Raw genomic sequence first — 16,924 nt, forward strand, 5'->3', positions numbered from 1 at the left:
GGCTTGGTGGCAGGCGCCTTGCCTTGCCTGGTTTGGGTCATGCAGGTGCAGCGCCGTCAGGCTGCCCGCCAAAGCGAGCGGGCCTTGCTCGAAGAACGCCTCAATGGCGCCCTGCTGGCCCAGGCCGGCCTGCAGGCGCAACTGGATGCCAGCCGGGACGAGGTCAGTGACCTCAGCGAAGCCAACACGCTCAAGCAGGCCCAACTGGCCGCCCAGGGCCGCGAACTCGAGCTGCTGCAGATTGACCGCGACAATGCCCGAGACGCTGCCCACGGCTGGCACCTCGAACGCGTCAACCGGGAAGCCGAACAGCGTCGCCTGGAGGCCCAGGCAGCACGCCTGGAAGCTGAGCTGCGTGAGCAGCAGGACAGCCATCAGCAGCGCCTTGAAGACCTGCAGGAAGCCCGCGATACCCTGCGTGCGCAGTTCGCCGACCTGGCCACGAAAATCTTCGACGAACGCGAGCAGCGTTTCGCACAGACCAGCCAGCAGCACTTGGGCCAGTTGCTCGACCCGCTCAAGGAGCGCATCCAGGCCTTCGAAAAGCGTGTCGAGGAGAGCTACCAGCAGGAAGCCCGTGAGCGTTTTTCCCTGGGCAAGGAACTGGAACGCCTGCAGCAACTCAACCTGCGCCTGTCCGACGAAGCCACCAACCTTACCCAGGCGCTCAAGGGCCAGAAAACCCAGGGCAACTGGGGTGAGTTGATTCTCGAGCGTGTGCTCGAGCATGCCGGGCTGGAAAAAGGCCGCGAGTACCAGACCCAGGTCAGCCTCAAGAGCGCCGATGGTGAGCGCTTCCAGCCAGACGTACTGATCATGCTGCCGGGTGACAGGCAGGTGGTGGTCGATGCCAAGGTCAGCCTCACTGCCTACCAGCAGTTTGTCAGCAACAATGATGAAAGCGCGCTCAAACAGCACGTACAGTCGCTGCGCAGCCACGTCAAAGGCCTGTCGAGCAAGGACTACAACCGCCTGGAAGGCTTGCACAGCCTGGATTTCGTGCTGTTGTTCGTGCCCATCGAGGCCGCGTTCTCGGCTGCCCTGCAGGCCGAGCCGAACCTGTTCCAGGAGGCCTTCGACCGGCAGATCGTGATCGTCAGCCCGACCACTTTGCTCGCCACCCTGAGGGTCATCGACAGCCTGTGGAAGCAAGAACGCCAGGGGCAGAACGCGCGCGAGATCGCCGAACGGGCCGGTTGGCTGTATGACAAGTTCGTGCTGTTCATCCAGGACCTGGACGAGCTGGGCAATCGCCTGCAGCAGGTCGACAAGGCCTATGCCGCTGCGCGCAACAAACTCTGTGAAGGGCGTGGCAACCTGGTCAGCCGCAGTGAGCAGCTCAAGCTGCTCGGCGCCCGTGCCAGCAAGAGCCTGCCGGCCGACTTGCTGGAGCGGGCACTGACGGATGAAACGTTGCCGGACGAGGCGGTTACTGAACCAGGCTCAGATGGCGATTGAGCAGCGCGCGCAAGGCCGCCGGCTTGACCGGCTTGGCCAGGTAATCGAGGCCTGCGGCATGCACCGTGGCCAAGGTTTCCTTGCTGCCGTCGGCGCTGATCACCACCCCAGGCACCGGCTCGCCCAGGCGGGCGCGTAGCCAGCCCATCAGCCCGGTTCCGGTTTCGCCGTCATCCAGGTGATAGTCCACCAGCGCCAGGTGCGGGCGCATGCCCTGCGCCAGCAACGCCTCGCAGTCGGCGCGGTTGCGCGCTGTCCACACCTGGCAGCCCCAGCGGCTGAGCAGGCTGTTCATGCCGATCAGGATGCTGTCTTCGTTGTCGATGCACAGCACCTGCAGCCCGGCCAGCGGCTGGCTGGCTTGCTCCACCGGTGCGCTCGGCGCGGCTACGGCCTGGCGGGCGATCGGTACGTTGACGCGGAACACGGTGCCTTTGCCCGGCCATGAGCGCACCTGCAGCGTGTGGCCGAGCACCCGGCACAGGCCATCGGCAATCGCCAGGCCCAGCCCCAGGCCCTTTTCGGCGCGGGTCTGGTGGCTGTCCAGGCGCTTGAATTCCTGGAAGATGACCTGCAGCTTGTCGTCGGCGATGCCCGGGCCGCGGTCCCACACCTCCAGCCACAGCCGTTCGCCCTGGCGCCGGGCGCCCAGCAGGATCGGGCTCTTGCCGTAGCGCAGGGCGTTGGTAAGGAAGTTCTGCAGCACCCGGCGTAGCAGCCTCATGTCACTGTCGATCCGCAGGCGGCTACCGCGCAAGCGGAACTCCAGCCCCTTCTCGGCGGCCAGGACCTTGAACTCCGCACCCAGCGTGTCGAACAGCTCATTCAGGGCAAACGGCTTGATGTCGGGGGTGATCTTGCCGTTTTCCAGGCGCGAGATATCCAGCAGGTCGCTGATCAGCTCTTCGGCCGAACGCAGCGAGCTGTCCATGTGCTGCACCAACTGTTGGGCCTCGTCGTTCATGCCCCCGGCCTGCTGCGACAAGGCGGCGGAGAACAGCCGCGCGGCGTTGAGCGGTTGCATCAGGTCATGGCTGACCGCCGCCAGGAAGCGGGTCTTGGACTTGCTGACCGCTTCGGCCTGGCTTTTGGCCTCCGACAGGGCCTGGTTGAGTTGCGACAGCTCGTGGGTGCGTTCGGCCACCCGCTGTTCAAGGCGCTCGTTGGCATCGCGCAACGCCTGTTCGGCCTCGCGGAACGGGGTGATGTCGGTGAAGCTCATCACAAAGCCGCCCCCGGGCATCGGGTTGCCGATCAGTTCGATCACCCGGCCATTGGGGAACAGCCGCTCGGACGAATGCGCACGGCCTTGGCGCATCCAGTGCAGGCGCCGCGCCACATGCACCTGTGCCTCGCCCGGGCCGCACAGGCCGCGTTCGGCGTTGTAACGGATGATGTCGGCGATCGGCCGGCCGACGCTGATCAAGCCGTCGGGGTAGTTGAACAGCTCCAGGTAGCGGCGGTTCCAGGCCACCAGGTGCAGGTTCTGGTCGACCACACTGATGCCCTGGTTGATGTTCTCGATGGCGCCTTGCAGCAGCGCGCGGTTGAACTGCAGCACTTCGCTGGCTTCGTCGGCGATCCGCACCACGTCTTCAAGCTGCATGTCGCGGCCTTCGATGGCAGCCTTGACCACGGCGCGGGTCGAGGAGCTGCCGAGCACCCCGGCGAGCAGGCGCTCGGTGTGTTCGATCCAGTCGCCGTCAGCGTTCTGGTTGGGGTTGAAGCCTTTGCCCTGGCGATAGGCAAAGCGGATGAAGCTTTGCCGCGCACGTTCCTCACCGACAAAGCGTGAGGCCAGCGTCAGCAGGTCATCGATCTGCACCGCCAGCAGCGGTTTGCCATTGGGGCGGGCACTGGTCTGCTGGCCGATGAAGCGCCCGGCCTGCCAGTGCTCCGAGACGCGCGTGCGTGACAGCATCGAGACCCAGGCGAACAAGGTGAAGTTGCCCGCCAGTGACAGCACCACGCCCTGGGTGAGCGGCGTGATCGGCAGGCCCAGCGGGTTGCCGTGCAGCCACGTCAGGCCCGGGAACAGCTGCAGCGACCAGCCCAGGCTGTGGGCGGCGATCGGCAGCACCAGGGTGTAGAACCACAGGAATATACCCGCAGCGAGGCCGGCGAACACGCCACGGCGGTTGGCTTGCTTCCAGTACAGCGCACCGAGCATGGCCGGGGTGAGTTGGGTCACCGCGGCGAAAGCAATCTGGCCGATGGTTGCAAGGCTTGCGGTAGAGCCAAGCAGGCGATAGCTGACATAGGCCAGCAGCAGGATGACCACGATGGTCACCCGGCGCACCGACAGCATCCAGTGGCGGAACACCTCGAAAGGCCGCTCTGCGTTATTGCGGCGCAACAGCCACGGCAGCAGCATGTCGTTGGAGACCATGGTCGACAACGCCACGGCCTCGACGATGACCATGCCGGTGGCAGCCGAGGCACCGCCGATGAAGGCCAGCAAGGCCAGGCTCGGGTGCGCTTCGGCCAGCGGCAGGCTGATCACGAAGGAATCGGAAATCACCGTGCCTGGCAGCAGCATTTGCCCGGCCAAGGCAATGGGCACCACGAACAGTGCGGCCAGGGCCAGGTACATCGGGAACACCCAGCGCGCCAGGCGCATGTCCTGCGGCTCGATGTTTTCCACCACGGTCACGTGGAACTGCCGGGGCAGGCAGATGATCGCCATCATCGCCACGGCGGTCTGCACGACCATCGATGGCCAGTTGATCGTCTCCTGCCAGTAGCTGTCCAGCAGCACCGACTGGCGTGCCTGGGTGAACAGGTCGTCAAACCCGTCGTACAGGTTGAACACCACGAACACGCCGACGGCGAGAAAGGCCAGCAGCTTGATCAGCGACTCGAACGCGATGGCCAGGACCATGCCGCGGTGGTGTTCGGTCACGTCGAGGCTGCGCGTGCCAAAAACGATGGCGAACAGCGCCAGTACCAGCGACACCACCAGCGCGGTGTCCTGCACACGGGTGCCGGTGGCGTCGGCATTCGCGCCGATCAGCAGGTTGACACCGAGCACGATGCCTTTGAGCTGCAAGGCGATGTAGGGCAGCACCCCGACCAGGCAGATCAGCGCCACCACCACGGCCAGGGTCTGCGACTTGCCGTAGCGCGCAGCGATGAAGTCGGCGATCGAGGTGATGTTCTGCTGCTTGCTGATCAGCACCATCTTCTGCAGCACCCAGGGTGCGAAGATCAGCAGCAGGATCGGGCCCAGGTAGATCGGCAGGAACGCCCAAAGCTGCTCGGCCGCCTGGCCGACCGCACCGAAGAAAGTCCAGCTGGTGCAGTACACCGCCAGGGACAGGCTGTACACCCAGGCGCGCAGCCGCGGCGGCAATGGTGTGCTGCGGCGGTCGCCGTAGAAGGCGATGGCGAACATGACGGCCATGTAGGCCAGGGCGACCAGGGCGATCAGCCCGCTGGACAACGACATGAAGACTCCGGAGCAAAAAAAGTAACGCGGTCCCGATCAGTCAGTCTGGCACGCAGGCACAGGTTCGTCAGCGCCGACGATGGTCGCAGTGGCGTGTCGTCGCAGGGCCGGGCACATCAGCCTGTGCCGGTGCCCGGCAATGCCCGCCATCGCCTCAGGAAATGTCGATCTGGTAGCGGAAGCCTTCTGCTGCTGCCTGGGACACGCGGTACTCCAGCGGGTTGCGGTCGTAACCCAGGGCCGTGCGCTGGATTATCACCACCGGCGCACCTTCCTCGATTGCCAGGTGGCGGGCACTGGCGGCATCGGCCGTACCGACTGTCAGTGTTTCCTTGGCCGAGGCTACGCACTGGCCACAGTGGGACTCGTAGAAAGGGTAGAGCAGGTCGCCGAAGGCGTCTGCATCGATATCCAGCAGGGCCATGAAACGCGCAGCTGGTAGCCAGATCTGCTCATGAAACAGCGGGCGGCCATCTACCAGGCGCAGGCGCTCGAGCCATATGACCTGTTCTGCGTCGTCCAGCCCGAGGGCTGCGCTGACTTCAGCCGGCGGCTCGCGCAACTGCTTGTCCAGTATGCGGCTGATCGGCACCAGGCGTTGGCCGGTCGAATCCACCTGTCGGAAAAACCGAAACAATGAACCCTCGAAGTCAGGGCGCCTCACGAAGGTGCCGCGGCCCTGGCTGCGCAACAACAGACCTTCATTGACCAAGGTGTCGACCGCCTTGCGCACAGTGCCGATGGCGACACCGTAGAGGCGGGTCAGCTCCGTTTCAGTAGGTATCGGTGCACCCGGTAGCCATTGCCCGGCGGCGATCCTGGCGAGGATTTCTTCCCGTACTTGCTGATAAAGCGGTAGGCGGGGGTCTTGTCCGAGAATCCCGTTACTCATTGTGCGAAGGGTCCATGGCTGACGAGTTGGCGCTACTTTACCACCCGGGGCTCGATTGACAGAGTCGGTCGACTGAAGATATGGTCATATATTCATATATATGACTGCATGTTTGTATAAAAACACAGCGCTTCAGCTGCCATAACAATCGACCAGGGTTCGCTTCATGACCAACCCCTATCTGCCCGCCATCACCGGCGTCGATACCCATGCCCATATCTTTCGCCAAGACCTGCCGATGGTGGCCAACCGTCGCTACAGCCCGGACTACGATGCGCTGATCGAGCAGTACCTTGCTCACCTGGATCAGCATGGCCTGTCCCATGGCGTACTGATCCAGCCCAGTTTCCTGGGCACCGACAACAGCTTCATGGTCCAGGCCCTGCGCCGCTTTCCAGAGCGCCTGCGCGCTGTGGCGGTCGTCGATGCGACGGTCAGCGATCAGCAGCTGGATGCGCTGGCTGACGTTGGCGTGGTCGGTATCCGCCTGAACCTGATCGGCAAGCACCTGGCAGACTATGCCGGGCCCGAGTGGACCGCATTGTTCAAACGCCTGGCTGCGCGCGGCTGGCAGGTGGAAATCCAGCGTGGTTTCGATGACCTGGCATTGATCGTGCCGGCGATCCTCGCCTGTGGCGTGGATGTGGTGGTCGATCATTTTGGTCTGCCTGGCGAAGGGATCGACCCGCGAAAGGACAGCCACCGCACTTTCCTTCACCTGCTCAGCGAACCGAAGCTGTGGCTGAAGCTGTCTGCCGGGTATCGCAGCCAGACCGATCTGGCCAAAGCGCAAGTACTTCTGGCGCAGATACGGCAAGCGGCGGGTGGCCTGGAGCGCTTGCTGTGGGGGAGCGACTGGCCCAATACCCAGTTCGAACGCCAGACCAGCTACGCCGATCAGTATGCCTTCTTCGAAGCGCTGCTCCCCGATGCGGGCGAGCGTGCCCAGGTGCTGAGACTCAACCCGGCGAAGCTGTTCGGCTTCGACCGTTCGCGCTGATACTTACACAATAACAACAGGACACTTTCAACATGATGAGCATGCTCGTCGTCGCGGCCATCGTTGTCGCCGTGGCCCTCGGTTACAAGACCAAGATCAACATCGGCCTTTTCGCCATCGCCTTTGCCTATCTGATCGGCTGTTTCGGCATGGGCCTGAGCCCTTCGGAGGTCATCGGCCTGTGGCCGCTCAAGATCTTCTTCGTGATCTTCTCGGTCTGCCTGTTCTACAGCTTCGCCACGGTCAATGGCACCTTGGAGAAGCTGGCCGAGCACCTTATCTACCGCTGCCGGGCAGTGCCGCAGTTGCTGCCGTTCGCCGTGTTCTTCGCCGCCACCGTGATCGCCGCGATGGGGGCGGGGTACTACACCGTGCTGGCGTTCATGGCGCCGATTACCCTGCTGCTGTGCGAGCGTACCCGCATGAGCCTGATCGTCGGCGGCATGGCCGTGAACTATGGCGCGCTCAGCGGGGCCAACTTCATGTCCAGCCAGAGCGGCATCATCTTCCGCGGGCTGATGACCAATGCCGGCGTGAGTGACAACCAGGCTTTCATCAACGCGGCCGGTATCTTCGTCAGCACCTTGGTCATCCCATTGCTGGTGATCGGGGTATTCGTCTTCCTCACCGGCCATGGCCGCGCGTTGAAGGCTTCGGCCGTTGCTGTCGAGGCGCCAGCGGCGCTCAACAGCCAGCAGCGAACCACGTTGTGGTTGACCCTGGCGATGATGCTGATGGTGCTGGCTGCGCCGGTGGCCAGCATCGCCCTGCCGGGCAATGCCACGGTAGCCTTCATCAACGCCAAGGTGGATATCGGCCTGATCGCCAGCCTGTTCTCGGTGATCGCCCTGTTGCTCAAGCTCGGTGACGAACGCAAGGCCATGGCGACCGTGCCCTGGGGCACGCTGATCATGATCTGTGGTGTGGGCATGCTGATTTCCGTGGCGATCAAGGCCGGCACCATCGACATTCTCGCCTCCTGGATCGGCACCAGCATCCCGCCAATCATGGTGCCGGTGGTATTCGGTGCGGTGGCGGCATTCATGTCCATCTTCTCCAGCACCTTGGGCGTCGTGACGCCGGCGCTGTTCCCCATGGTGCTGCCGATTGCACAGAACATGGGTATCGAGCCCATGATCCTGTTCATTGCCATCGTTGCGGGTGCCCAAGCCACCTCGATCTCGCCGTTTTCCTCCGGCGGCAGCCTGATTCTGGGCTCCTGCAGCAACGAGAAGAGCCGCGCTTCGTTGTTCCCGCAGTTGCTGTTCAAGGCGGCGCCCATCGGCTTCGTGGCGGCGCTGGCGTTCAATGTGCTGCTGACCTTCGTGCTCTGACGTTCAAAAGCATGAAAAAAAACCGCAGCCTGGCTGCGGTTTTTTCATGCCTGTCGTTGCAGTGACTAGAACCGGAACCGGCTGATCATCTGCTGCAACTGCCCACCCAGGCGCGCCAGCTCGACACTGGAAGCGGACGTCTGCTGGCTGGCCTGCGCCGTCTGCTCGGAAATATCCCTCACTGTCACCACGCTACGGCTGATCTCTTCGGCCACCGCGCTCTGCTGCTCGGAAGCCGCAGCAATCTGCTGGTTCATCGATTGAATCCCCGAAACGCGTTGGGTTATGCCTTCCAGCGCCACCCCGGCTTCACGCACCAGCGCCACGCTGCTCTGGGTCAGGCTCTGGCTTTCGTCCATCAGTTCGCTCACTGAACGGGTGCCTTCTTCCAGGCTACCGATGGCCGACTCGATTTCCAGGGTCGACGCCTGGGTACGCTGCGCCAGGCTGCGCACTTCATCGGCCACCACGGCAAAGCCACGGCCAGCCTCGCCAGCGCGGGCTGCTTCGATCGCGGCATTGAGCGCCAGCAGGTTGGTCTGCTCCGCCACTGCCTTGATAACGTCCATGACCTTGCCGATACGCTGGCTCTCGTTGCGTAGCGCACCCATGGCTTGGCCAGTGGCGTCCACCTGGTTGGCCAGCCGGCCGATCTGCGCGACGGCGCGGTTGGCCACACTTTCCCCTTCGCGTGCTTCCTCGTCCGTGGCACTGGCGGCCTGCGAGGCCTCACCGGCGTTGCGCGCCACTTCATGCACGGTGGCGGCCATTTCCTGCATGGCCGTGGCAACCTGATCGGTTTCCACTTTCTGGCTGCTGGCGCCGGCGCTGGTCTGTTCGGTGATTGCCGAGAGTTCTTCGGTGGCACTGGCAATCTGCGAAATACCGTCGCGCACCTGCGCGATCAAATCGCGCAGGTTGCCGGTCATGCCCTGCAAGGCATTCTGCAACTGGCCGACTTCGTCGCGGCGGCGGCTGGCCGGTTGCTCGCTGAGGTCTCCGGCGGCTACCTGCTGCATGGCACGCAAGGCCTGCTGCAGCGGCGCGCTGATCTGGCGGGCGATGATGAGCGCGGCAAAGATGCCCATGAGCAGCGCCAGCAGCGTGGTGAAGATCTGCAGGTTCTTGGCGAACTGGCTGTCGCTGACCACCGACACTGCCTGGGCGTCGAGCAGTTCACCGATCAGGCCTGTGAGTGTGTTTATGTCGCTGGCCATGGCGTCGCGGCACTCGACCAGCCTGCTCACTTCACCACGGAAAGCTTCGACCGCTTCGGCATAGGCGCGAACCTGCTGGTTCAAGGCGCTGAACTGTGCGTCGAAGCTGCCATTGAAGCGCGCCACCAGGCCTGGCAACTCGTTCACCGTGGTGGCGATCTGTGCGTTCATCAGTTTTTCGGTGTCGGCGTTGGTGTTACCGGTGTAGCCGCGTACGTGGTAGCGGAGCAGGATCAGGTTCTCGCGGATCTGGTTGATCGCTTCGCTGCGTACAACGCGTTGCTCGGCATCGGGCAGGGCGCGTACCTGGGTGCGAATGGTCTCGATGCTGGCGAACGAACGGGTGGCAAGGGCGCCCATTTCCTTTTGTGCCGCGCGCATTTTCTGGTACGACTGGAAGCTCTGCGCCTGGTTGGCGGCATACCCGCGAAGGGTCTGCTCGGCCTTGTCGATCAGCGCCAGGCTCTGTGGCTTGACCAAGGTCCCGCGCAGCTTCGCCAGCGGCGTCTGGAACGCTTCAAGCGCGCCCTGCAACGCCTTGCCTTCGTTTTCTGCGCCATTGGCGATGGCGTGGCGCAGGCGCGCCTCACGCAGGTCGCCCAAGGCATCGTTGAGGCGCGACACCTCACTGACCACCTCGCTGCGGCGTACCAGGCTGCCCATACCTTCCCAGCTGATCAGCGACTGGAGCAAGGTCAGGCCCAGCACCAGGCCGAAACCGAGGAAGAGTTTGTGGGCGATCCTGAGGTCGCCTATCCAGGTAAGCATGCTGCTGAGCTCCTTTTCTTGTGCGTTGGAGGAGACCGGAGGTCCGTTCCTTCTGGTAGATACAGTCATCTATATGTTTAATCGGCAGATGTAACTAAATCTGAACACTGATATCAAGAAGATTGGCGTCAAAATGCCATCATGCGGCGCTGCGGGCGCTGTGCCCGACGTGCCTGGCTTGCCAGCAGCAGGCGTTCGCGTGCAAATTTGTGGCTTATCGCGGCCTGCGTGCCTCAAATGACAAAAGCCCCTCAGGGAACAAGGACGATGAGTCATTCCTCGCAATTCACCTTGCTCGGCAAGCGGCGCTTCCTGCCGTTTTTCGTCACCCAGTCGCTGGGTGCCTTCAACGACAACCTGTTCAAGCAGTCGCTGATCCTGGCGATCCTGTTCAAGCTCAGCCTTGGCGACGGGGACCGCTCGATCTGGGTCAACCTTTGCGCGCTGCTGTTCATCCTGCCGTTCTTCCTGTTTTCGGCACTGGGCGGGCAGTTTGGCGAGAAGTTCGCCAAGGACGCCTTGATCCGCGCGATCAAGCTGGCCGAAATTGCCATCATGGCCATCGGCGCGCTCGGCTTCGTCAGCGATAACCTGCTGCTGATGCTGGTGGCGCTGTTCTGCATGGGCACCCAGTCGGCGCTGTTCGGCCCGGTGAAGTATTCGATCCTGCCCCAGGCGCTGCGTGAAGAAGAGTTGGTGGGTGGCAACGGCCTGGTGGAGATGGGCACCTTCCTCGCCATTCTCGCCGGCACCATTGGCGCCGGGGTGATGATGGCCAGCGACAGCTACGCCACGGTGGTGGCGGGCGGGGTGGTGGGCACCGCAGTGCTGGGCTACCTGGCCAGCCGCTGGGTCCCGCGTGCGGCGGCCGTATCACCGCAAATGCCACTGGACTGGAACATCTTCAAGCAGTCGTGGGTGATCCTGCGCATGGGGTTGGGGCAACCGCCTGCGGTGTCGCGTTCGATCGTCGGCAACTCGTGGTTCTGGTTCGTCGGCGCCATCTACCTGACCCAGATCCCGGCCTACGCCAAGGACTGGCTGCATGGTGACGGCACGGTGGTGACCTTGGTGCTGACCCTGTTCTCGGTGGGTATCGCCTTGGGCTCGTTATTGTGTGAGCGGCTCAGTGGGCGCAAGGTCGAGATTGGCCTAGTGCCTTTCGGCTCGTTTGGCCTGACGCTGTTCGGGCTGCTCTGGTGGTGGCACTCCGGTGATGTGCCGGCCGGCGCAGCGCCGCACGACTGGCTGGCACTGCTGGGCATGAGCCAGGCCTGGTGGATCCTGGTGTCGATCGTCGGCCTTGGGGTATTCGGCGGCTTCTATATCGTGCCGCTGTACGCGCTGATCCAGGCGCGCACCGCCGAGGGCCAGCGTGCCCGGGTGATCGCGGCCAACAATATTCTCAATGCCTTGTTCATGGTGGTGTCGGCCATCCTCACCATCGTCCTGCTGGGCCTTGCGGACCTGAGCATCCCGCAGCTGTTCCTGGTGGTGTCGCTGCTCAATATCCTGGTCAACGCTTACATCTTCAGGATCGTGCCCGAGTTCACCATGCGCTTTTTGATCTGGCTGTTGAGCCACTCGATGTACCGCGTGGAGCATCGCGACCTCGAGCGCATCCCCGACGAAGGCGCAGCGCTGCTGGTGTGCAACCATGTGTCATTCGTGGACGCGCTGCTGCTCGGCGGGGCGATCCGCCGCCCGATCCGGTTCGTGATGTACTACAAGATCTACAACCTGCCGGTGCTCAATTTCGTGTTCCGCACCGCAGGTGCCATCCCGATTGCCGGGCGCAATGAAGACCAGGCCACTTACGAACGCGCGTTCGCCCGTATCGCCGAGTACCTGGCGGCGGGGGAGGTGGTGTGCATTTTCCCGGAAGGCAAGTTGACCGGCGATGGCGAGATCGATGTGTTCCGCGGTGGTGTCAGCCGCATTCTCGAAGAAACGCCGGTGCCGGTGATTCCACTGGCGCTGCAGGGGCTGTGGGGCAGTTTCTTCAGCCGCGATCCGGGCAAGGGGTTCTTCAAGCGCTTGTGGTCGCGGGTGACCATCGTCGCCGGAGCGTCCATCCCGGTGGAGGTGGCGCAGCCTGAGTTGCTGCGTGAGCAGGTCAGCCGCTTGCGCGGCGACCTGCGTTAGGCATAAGCCGTCAGCTGGCGCTGACTTTCAGGCCGATCAGGCCGGTAACGATCAGCGCCACACTGACTAGCCTCACCAGGGCCATGGATTCACCGAACAGGATGATCCCGGCGATCACTGTGCCGACGGCACCCACGCCGGTCCAGATGGCATAGGCGGTGCCCAGCGGCAGCTCTTTCATGGCCAGGCCCAGCAGGCCCAGGCTGATGACCATGGCGCCGACGGTTAGCACGGTGGGAAGCGGGCGGGTGAAACCGTCGGTGTATTTGAGGCCGACAGCCCAGCCGACTTCGAACAGGCCGGCGAAGAACAGGATGATCCAGGACATGAGTGAGTCTCCATCGTTTGAATGATGGGGCCGTCCCCGTAATGGTCACGCGGTGCGTCGTGAGGTCGTCCTCACCGTGGGCATGATAGTGCAGCTGCAAGCTGCAAGCTGCAAGCAGTACGGCGTCGTATTGGGCGCCGCGGTACCGCTTTTGATTTTTCTTGCAGCTTGCAGCTCCAAGCCGCGTCAGACCCCTTGCGGAATCTCTTCGCCGCCCAGCGCTTCGAACAGCACCGGCAGGAATTCGCTGAAGGTCATCATCATCAGCAGGAAGCTGGCATCGAACTGCTGCGCCGCTTCATCACCGCCATCCTGTTCGGCCTGCTCCTGCAGCAACTCCTCGAACTTCAGGCGCTTGATCACCATCTTGTCGTCGAGCACGAACGACAGCTTGTCCTGCCAGGCCAAGGCCAGCTGGGTAACCACCTTGCCAGTGCTCAGGTGCAGCTGGATTTCCTCGCCGGTCAGGTCCTGGCGCTTGCAGCGCACGATGCCGCCATCTTCGGCGGTGTCGCGCAACTCGCATTCATCCAGCACATAGAAGCCTTCGGCAGCCTGCTGCGACTTGACCCAGTCGGTCATGGTCGCGGCCGGTGCGATCTTGACCGTGGCAGGGCGCACCGGCAGCGAGCCCATCACCTCACGCAGGGTCGACAGCAGGTCTTCGGCGCGCTTGGCGCTGGCCGAGTTGACCAGGATCATGCCCAGGCGCGGGGCGATGGCGGCGAAGATCATCGAGCGGCGGATGAACGCGCGCGGCAGGAAGGCCTGGATGATCTCGTCCTTGATCTGGTCGCGTTCCTTTTTATAGACCTTGCGCATCTGCTCGGTCTCGATCTCTTCGACCTTCTCTTTGACAGCATCGTTTACGACGCTGCTTGGCAGGATGCGTTCTTCCTTGCGCGCGGCAATCAGCAGGAACTCGCCGCTGACGTGCACCAGGGGAGCGTCTTCGCCTTTGCCGAACGGCGCGACGAAACCATAAGTGGTCAGCTCCTGGCTGGCGCAGGGGCGGGCCGGCTTGCTGGCCAGGGCGGCCTCCAGTGCTTCAGCCTCGAACGGGACATCCTGGGTCAGGCGGTAGGTCAGCAGGTTCTTGAACCACATGAGGGTGAGTCTCTCCTTAATGCATAAGGGGGGCATTATTCTCCGTGCAGCCGTTCCAGGCCAGCCCTGTCATCGGGCCAGCAGCCATATAGAGGAAAGAAACCGTAGACGGCGCTAGGTCTTTGAAAGGCCTGAGAATTTTTTTTAGAAAAGTTGAAGAATGTGCTTGCCAGGGTGGCGCTCCCTCCGTAGAATGCGCGCCACACCGAGACGAAGGGTGATTAGCTCAGCCGGGAGAGCATCTGCCTTACAAGCAGAGGGTCGGCGGTTCGATCCCGTCATCACCCACCACTCGATGTATAGCGCAGCGGTAGTTCAGTCGGTTAGAATACCGGCCTGTCACGCCGGGGGTCGCGGGTTCGAGTCCCGTCCGCTGCGCCATATTCCACTTCCAGGGCCCACTGAACACCCGGAAGTAACAAAAGAAGCGACCTTAGGGTCGCTTTTTTTGTTTGTGCTGTTTGAATCTTTTCAATTTTTTTAAAAAAAACAGCCCAACGACTTGCCACGCTTGCGCTTGCTCCGTAGAATGCGCGCCTCACCGAGACGAAGGGTGATTAGCTCAGCCGGGAGAGCATCTGCCTTACAAGCAGAGGGTCGGCGGTTCGATCCCGTCATCACCCACCACTCGATGAATAGCGCAGCGGTAGTTCAGTCGGTTAGAATACCGGCCTGTCACGCCGGGGGTCGCGGGTTCGAGTCCCGTCCGCTGCGCCATATTCCACTTCCAGGGCCCACTGAACACCCGGAATGTCTAGTCCTGAAATAGGTTTACACCAGCTCAGGTAGGCCGACAGGCCTCAAACGCCCGATGCACCGCATCGGGCGTTTTGTTTTTCAGGGCCATATGAGGCCGTTCTGTGTTGTAAATCTGCACTGCCTCGTCAACCATCTGTCTCGCTTGCTCCAGATCTTCAGGGCTGCTCAACAGAAGTTCCATCTTGAGGATTCCATTGACTCGCTCGGCCAGCGCGTTCTGGTAACAGTCATACCCATCAGTCATGGAGCACTGAACGCCGTGCCGTTGATGCAGTGACTGGTATAGCGCTGAGCAATATTGGATTCCTCGATCCGAATGGTGGACCAATGGCTGGCGACGACCTCGCTTTCGTAAAGCCTGCCTGAAGGCTTGCGCTACTGACTCGGCGTGCAGGCTTTCATGGACGTGGTGGCCAACAATTTTCCTGGAGTACGCATCCGTTACCAGGCTCAGGTACAGCGGCCCGTTACGTGCGGGCAGGTAAGTGATGTCGGCAACCCAGACGTGCTCCGGCCTTGTCGGAACGACCTGGCTTGGGCCGGGCTTGAGTAAGTTGGGATGGCGGTAGAAGCGATGAAAGCTCTGTGTTGTCTTGTGGTAGGCCCGCTTAGGCAGCACTAGCAAACGGCGCTCTCCCAAGACCTGGAACAGCCTATCTCGGCCGACCTGGAATCGTCTGTCAGGTTGGCAATGCAGCAGATAGTGCAGCTTGCGTGTGCCTAGACGAGGCTGGCGCATCCGGACTTGCCGTACAAACTCAACCACCTGGTCTGCCTGGCGTTCTTTGTCATCGGCAGCTCGATTACGTTTGTAGTAAGCCTGTCGACTGATACCTAGAAACTGACAAGCCCTGGCAATGCTCAGTCCTGCGACTTGACCTTGCGAGAGGACTTGCCGGATCGCTTTTTTACGATCGAGACACCATAGTCATTTTTCAGAACATCAACGACAGTTTCAAAGAACTGGGCCTTCTGGCTCATCAGCTCAAGCTGCTGCTCAAGCTCTTTGATCCGCTGCTCTGGAGTGAGCGTTTTGGGGTCAGACATCGCGCAGCTCCTCTCGTCGCGGATCGAGGCCCCCTGGCTCCAATCCTGCCGACCGTGCTTACGCAACCATACCAGAACCGTCGACCGCCCCTGGATGCCGTACCGCACCTGGGCCTGCTTGTAGGTCAGTTCGCCTTTTTCAATCTGATCAACCACCGCCAATTTAAAAGACAGCGAGTAATCACGCTGTGTGCGCTTTACACCTTGTTCCATCTGACTCTCCGGAAATTCGGGATGGGAGGTGTAAACCTTATTCAGGACGGGACAGAAGTAACAAAAAAAGCGACCTTAGGGTCGCTTTTTTTGTGTCTGCGCCGTGCGCTCAGCCCACGTGCTCTTCCTTGCGTAGCGTCAGCACCTCGACCCCATCCTCGGTCACCGCGACGGTATGTTCCCACTGCGCCGACAGCGTGTGGTCACGGGTAATCACCGTCCACCCGTCCTTCAAGGTCCGCGTGCCACGCCCGCCCTGGTTGATCATCGGCTCGATGGTAAACACCATGCCCGGCTTGAGCTTCATGCCCATGCCGCGCTGGCCGTAATGCAGCACCTCTGGCCCTTCATGCATTTGCTGGCCAATGCCATGGCCGCAGTACTCGCGCACCACGTTGTAGCCCGCCGCCTCGGCATGGGCCTGGACGGCGTGGCCGATGTCGCCAAGCGTCGCCCCCGGGCGCACCTGCTCAATCCCCTTCCACAAGGCCTCATAGGTGGTGTCGACCAGGCGCCGTGCCTCATCGCTGACCGGGCCCAGGCAATACATTTTCGACGAGTCGGCGATGTAGCCGCCTTGTTCCAGCGTGATGTCGACGTTGATGATCGACCCTTCACTCAACACCTCATCGGCCTTGGGCATGCCGTGGCAGACCACGTGGTCCACCGAGGTATTGAGCGCGTAGGGGAAACCGTACTGGCCCTTGCTCGCCGGGCGCGCCTTGAGGGTGCCGACGATGAAGGCCTCGGCGCGGTCGTTGATCTGCATGGTGGTCACGCCGGGGCGGATGAAGGTATCGAGGTCGGCGAATACCTGGGCCAGTAAACGGCCGGCGTTGCGCATAAGGTCGAGTTGGGCGGGGGTCTTGAGGATCACCTGGGACATGTGGGTGCAAAGTAGCTCTGAGGCGGAAAGCTTTCAGCATAGCGCCATGGGGCGCCCGGCTGCCACCTGATGGTGCGTCGGTCACCGTTTTGGGGCTGCTGTGCAACCGTTAGCGGCACATGGCTAGCGCCTGTAGGGGCGGCCTTGTGTCGCGAAAGGGCCGCAAAGCGGCCCCAGGGCACAGCTGGCCCAACAATTGCTGAAAGACCACCATCAAGGCCGTCAACGTCGACTGCCTTCAACCCTTCACGACAAAGGCGCCGTGTTGCCCTCGCTTGCAAAGCAAGCCGGGGGCAACCGGCGCCTTTTGCGTTTGCACCAG

General features: G+C 62.3%; 11 protein-coding genes and 4 tRNA genes. 8 read left to right on the top strand and 7 right to left on the bottom strand.

Annotated elements, in window-relative coordinates; translation table 11 throughout:
* Window positions 1-84: 84 nt before the first annotated feature.
* Window positions 85-1,458 carry a DNA recombination protein RmuC gene (gene rmuC, locus JOE27_RS22665; protein ID WP_204920653.1) on the top strand — a complete coding sequence of 458 codons (1,374 nt, stop codon included), beginning with the start codon at window positions 85-87 and terminating at the stop codon, window positions 1,456-1,458.
* Here the strand turns inward: rmuC and JOE27_RS22670 are convergent.
* Together JOE27_RS22670 and JOE27_RS22675 are read right to left on the bottom strand one after the other, a co-directional pair.
* Window positions 1,430-4,906, bottom strand: a complete 3,477-nt coding sequence (locus tag JOE27_RS22670) for a hybrid sensor histidine kinase/response regulator (RefSeq protein WP_204920069.1) — start codon at window positions 4,904-4,906, stop codon at window positions 1,430-1,432. The genes rmuC and JOE27_RS22670 overlap by 29 nt on opposite strands.
* Window positions 4,907-5,060: 154 nt before the next feature.
* The gene (locus JOE27_RS22675; RefSeq protein ID WP_204920095.1) at window positions 5,061-5,798 is read right to left on the bottom strand and encodes a GntR family transcriptional regulator; all 738 of its coding nucleotides are present in this window, start codon (window positions 5,796-5,798) and stop codon (window positions 5,061-5,063) included.
* A gap of 166 nt (window positions 5,799-5,964) precedes the next feature.
* Here JOE27_RS22675 and JOE27_RS22680 point away from each other — a divergent pair, with 166 nt between their 5' ends.
* Both JOE27_RS22680 and JOE27_RS22685 read left to right on the top strand, forming a co-directional pair.
* Complete coding sequence (locus tag JOE27_RS22680; protein WP_119688415.1) at window positions 5,965-6,798, top strand: amidohydrolase family protein; 834 nt, start codon at window positions 5,965-5,967, stop codon at window positions 6,796-6,798.
* A gap of 32 nt (window positions 6,799-6,830) precedes the next feature.
* A complete protein-coding gene (locus JOE27_RS22685; RefSeq protein WP_046787427.1) occupies window positions 6,831-8,132 on the top strand; it encodes an SLC13 family permease in 1,302 nt (433 codons plus the stop codon).
* Between the two features lie 65 nt (window positions 8,133-8,197).
* On the opposite strand, the gene JOE27_RS22690 is transcribed toward JOE27_RS22685, so the two are convergent.
* Complete coding sequence (locus JOE27_RS22690; protein ID WP_204920103.1) at window positions 8,198-10,117, bottom strand: methyl-accepting chemotaxis protein; 1,920 nt, start codon at window positions 10,115-10,117, stop codon at window positions 8,198-8,200.
* A 267-nt stretch (window positions 10,118-10,384) separates the two neighbouring features.
* Here JOE27_RS22690 and JOE27_RS22695 point away from each other — a divergent pair, with 267 nt between their 5' ends.
* Window positions 10,385-12,262, top strand: a complete 1,878-nt coding sequence (locus JOE27_RS22695; protein ID WP_046787425.1) for a 1-acyl-sn-glycerol-3-phosphate acyltransferase — start codon at window positions 10,385-10,387, stop codon at window positions 12,260-12,262.
* Window positions 12,263-12,272: 10 nt separating this feature from the next.
* On the opposite strand, the gene sugE is transcribed toward JOE27_RS22695, so the two are convergent.
* A complete protein-coding gene (sugE, locus tag JOE27_RS22700) occupies window positions 12,273-12,590 on the bottom strand; it encodes a quaternary ammonium compound efflux SMR transporter SugE (protein WP_012313171.1) in 318 nt (105 codons plus the stop codon).
* 186 nt (window positions 12,591-12,776) lie between these two features.
* Window positions 12,777-13,697, bottom strand: a complete 921-nt coding sequence (rdgC, locus tag JOE27_RS22705) for a recombination-associated protein RdgC (RefSeq protein ID WP_046787424.1) — start codon at window positions 13,695-13,697, stop codon at window positions 12,777-12,779.
* Between the two features lie 215 nt (window positions 13,698-13,912).
* Between rdgC and JOE27_RS22710 the strand changes: the two genes are divergently transcribed.
* From JOE27_RS22710 to JOE27_RS22725, 4 genes are all read left to right on the top strand, one after another.
* Window positions 13,913-13,988, top strand: a tRNA-Val gene (locus JOE27_RS22710).
* Window positions 13,989-14,001: 13 nt separating this feature from the next.
* Window positions 14,002-14,078: transfer RNA gene (locus JOE27_RS22715), tRNA-Asp, on the top strand.
* Window positions 14,079-14,248: 170 nt separating this feature from the next.
* A tRNA-Val gene (locus JOE27_RS22720) sits at window positions 14,249-14,324 on the top strand.
* A gap of 13 nt (window positions 14,325-14,337) precedes the next feature.
* Window positions 14,338-14,414 (top strand) — tRNA-Asp (locus JOE27_RS22725).
* Window positions 14,415-14,478: 64 nt separating this feature from the next.
* On the opposite strand, the gene JOE27_RS22730 is transcribed toward JOE27_RS22725, so the two are convergent.
* Window positions 14,479-15,716 (bottom strand): IS3 family transposase gene (locus JOE27_RS22730; RefSeq protein WP_125924402.1). Its coding sequence is split into 2 segments (ribosomal slippage): window positions 14,479-15,368 and window positions 15,368-15,716, totalling 1,239 coding nucleotides; the frame shifts between segments, so codons are not numbered across the junction.
* A 109-nt stretch (window positions 15,717-15,825) separates the two neighbouring features.
* Complete coding sequence (gene map, locus JOE27_RS22735) at window positions 15,826-16,602, bottom strand: type I methionyl aminopeptidase (protein WP_161871212.1); 777 nt, start codon at window positions 16,600-16,602, stop codon at window positions 15,826-15,828.
* Between the last annotated feature and the right edge of the window lie 322 nt (window positions 16,603-16,924).

Origin of the sequence: Pseudomonas sp. M5, assembly GCF_016907075.1 — a bacterium.
Classification (GTDB): Bacteria; Pseudomonadota; Gammaproteobacteria; order Pseudomonadales; family Pseudomonadaceae; genus Aquipseudomonas; species Aquipseudomonas putida_E.

Bases quoted from the DNA above. Each gene is read 5' to 3' on its own strand.
- JOE27_RS22695 (WP_046787425.1), top strand. From the start codon at position 10,385: ATGAGTCATTCCTCGCAATTCACCTTGCTCGGCAAGCGGCGCTTCCTG.
- JOE27_RS22685 (WP_046787427.1), top strand. From the start codon at position 6,831: ATGATGAGCATGCTCGTCGTCGCGGCCATCGTTGTCGCCGTGGCCCTC.
- JOE27_RS22680 (WP_119688415.1), top strand. From the start codon at position 5,965: ATGACCAACCCCTATCTGCCCGCCATCACCGGCGTCGATACCCATGCC.
- JOE27_RS22670 (WP_204920069.1), bottom strand. From the start codon at position 4,906: ATGTCGTTGTCCAGCGGGCTGATCGCCCTGGTCGCCCTGGCCTACATG.
- rdgC (WP_046787424.1), bottom strand. From the start codon at position 13,697: ATGTGGTTCAAGAACCTGCTGACCTACCGCCTGACCCAGGATGTCCCG.
- map (WP_161871212.1), bottom strand. From the start codon at position 16,602: ATGTCCCAGGTGATCCTCAAGACCCCCGCCCAACTCGACCTTATGCGC.
- JOE27_RS22675 (WP_204920095.1), bottom strand. From the start codon at position 5,798: ATGAGTAACGGGATTCTCGGACAAGACCCCCGCCTACCGCTTTATCAG.
- JOE27_RS22690 (WP_204920103.1), bottom strand. From the start codon at position 10,117: ATGCTTACCTGGATAGGCGACCTCAGGATCGCCCACAAACTCTTCCTC.
- sugE (WP_012313171.1), bottom strand. From the start codon at position 12,590: ATGTCCTGGATCATCCTGTTCTTCGCCGGCCTGTTCGAAGTCGGCTGG.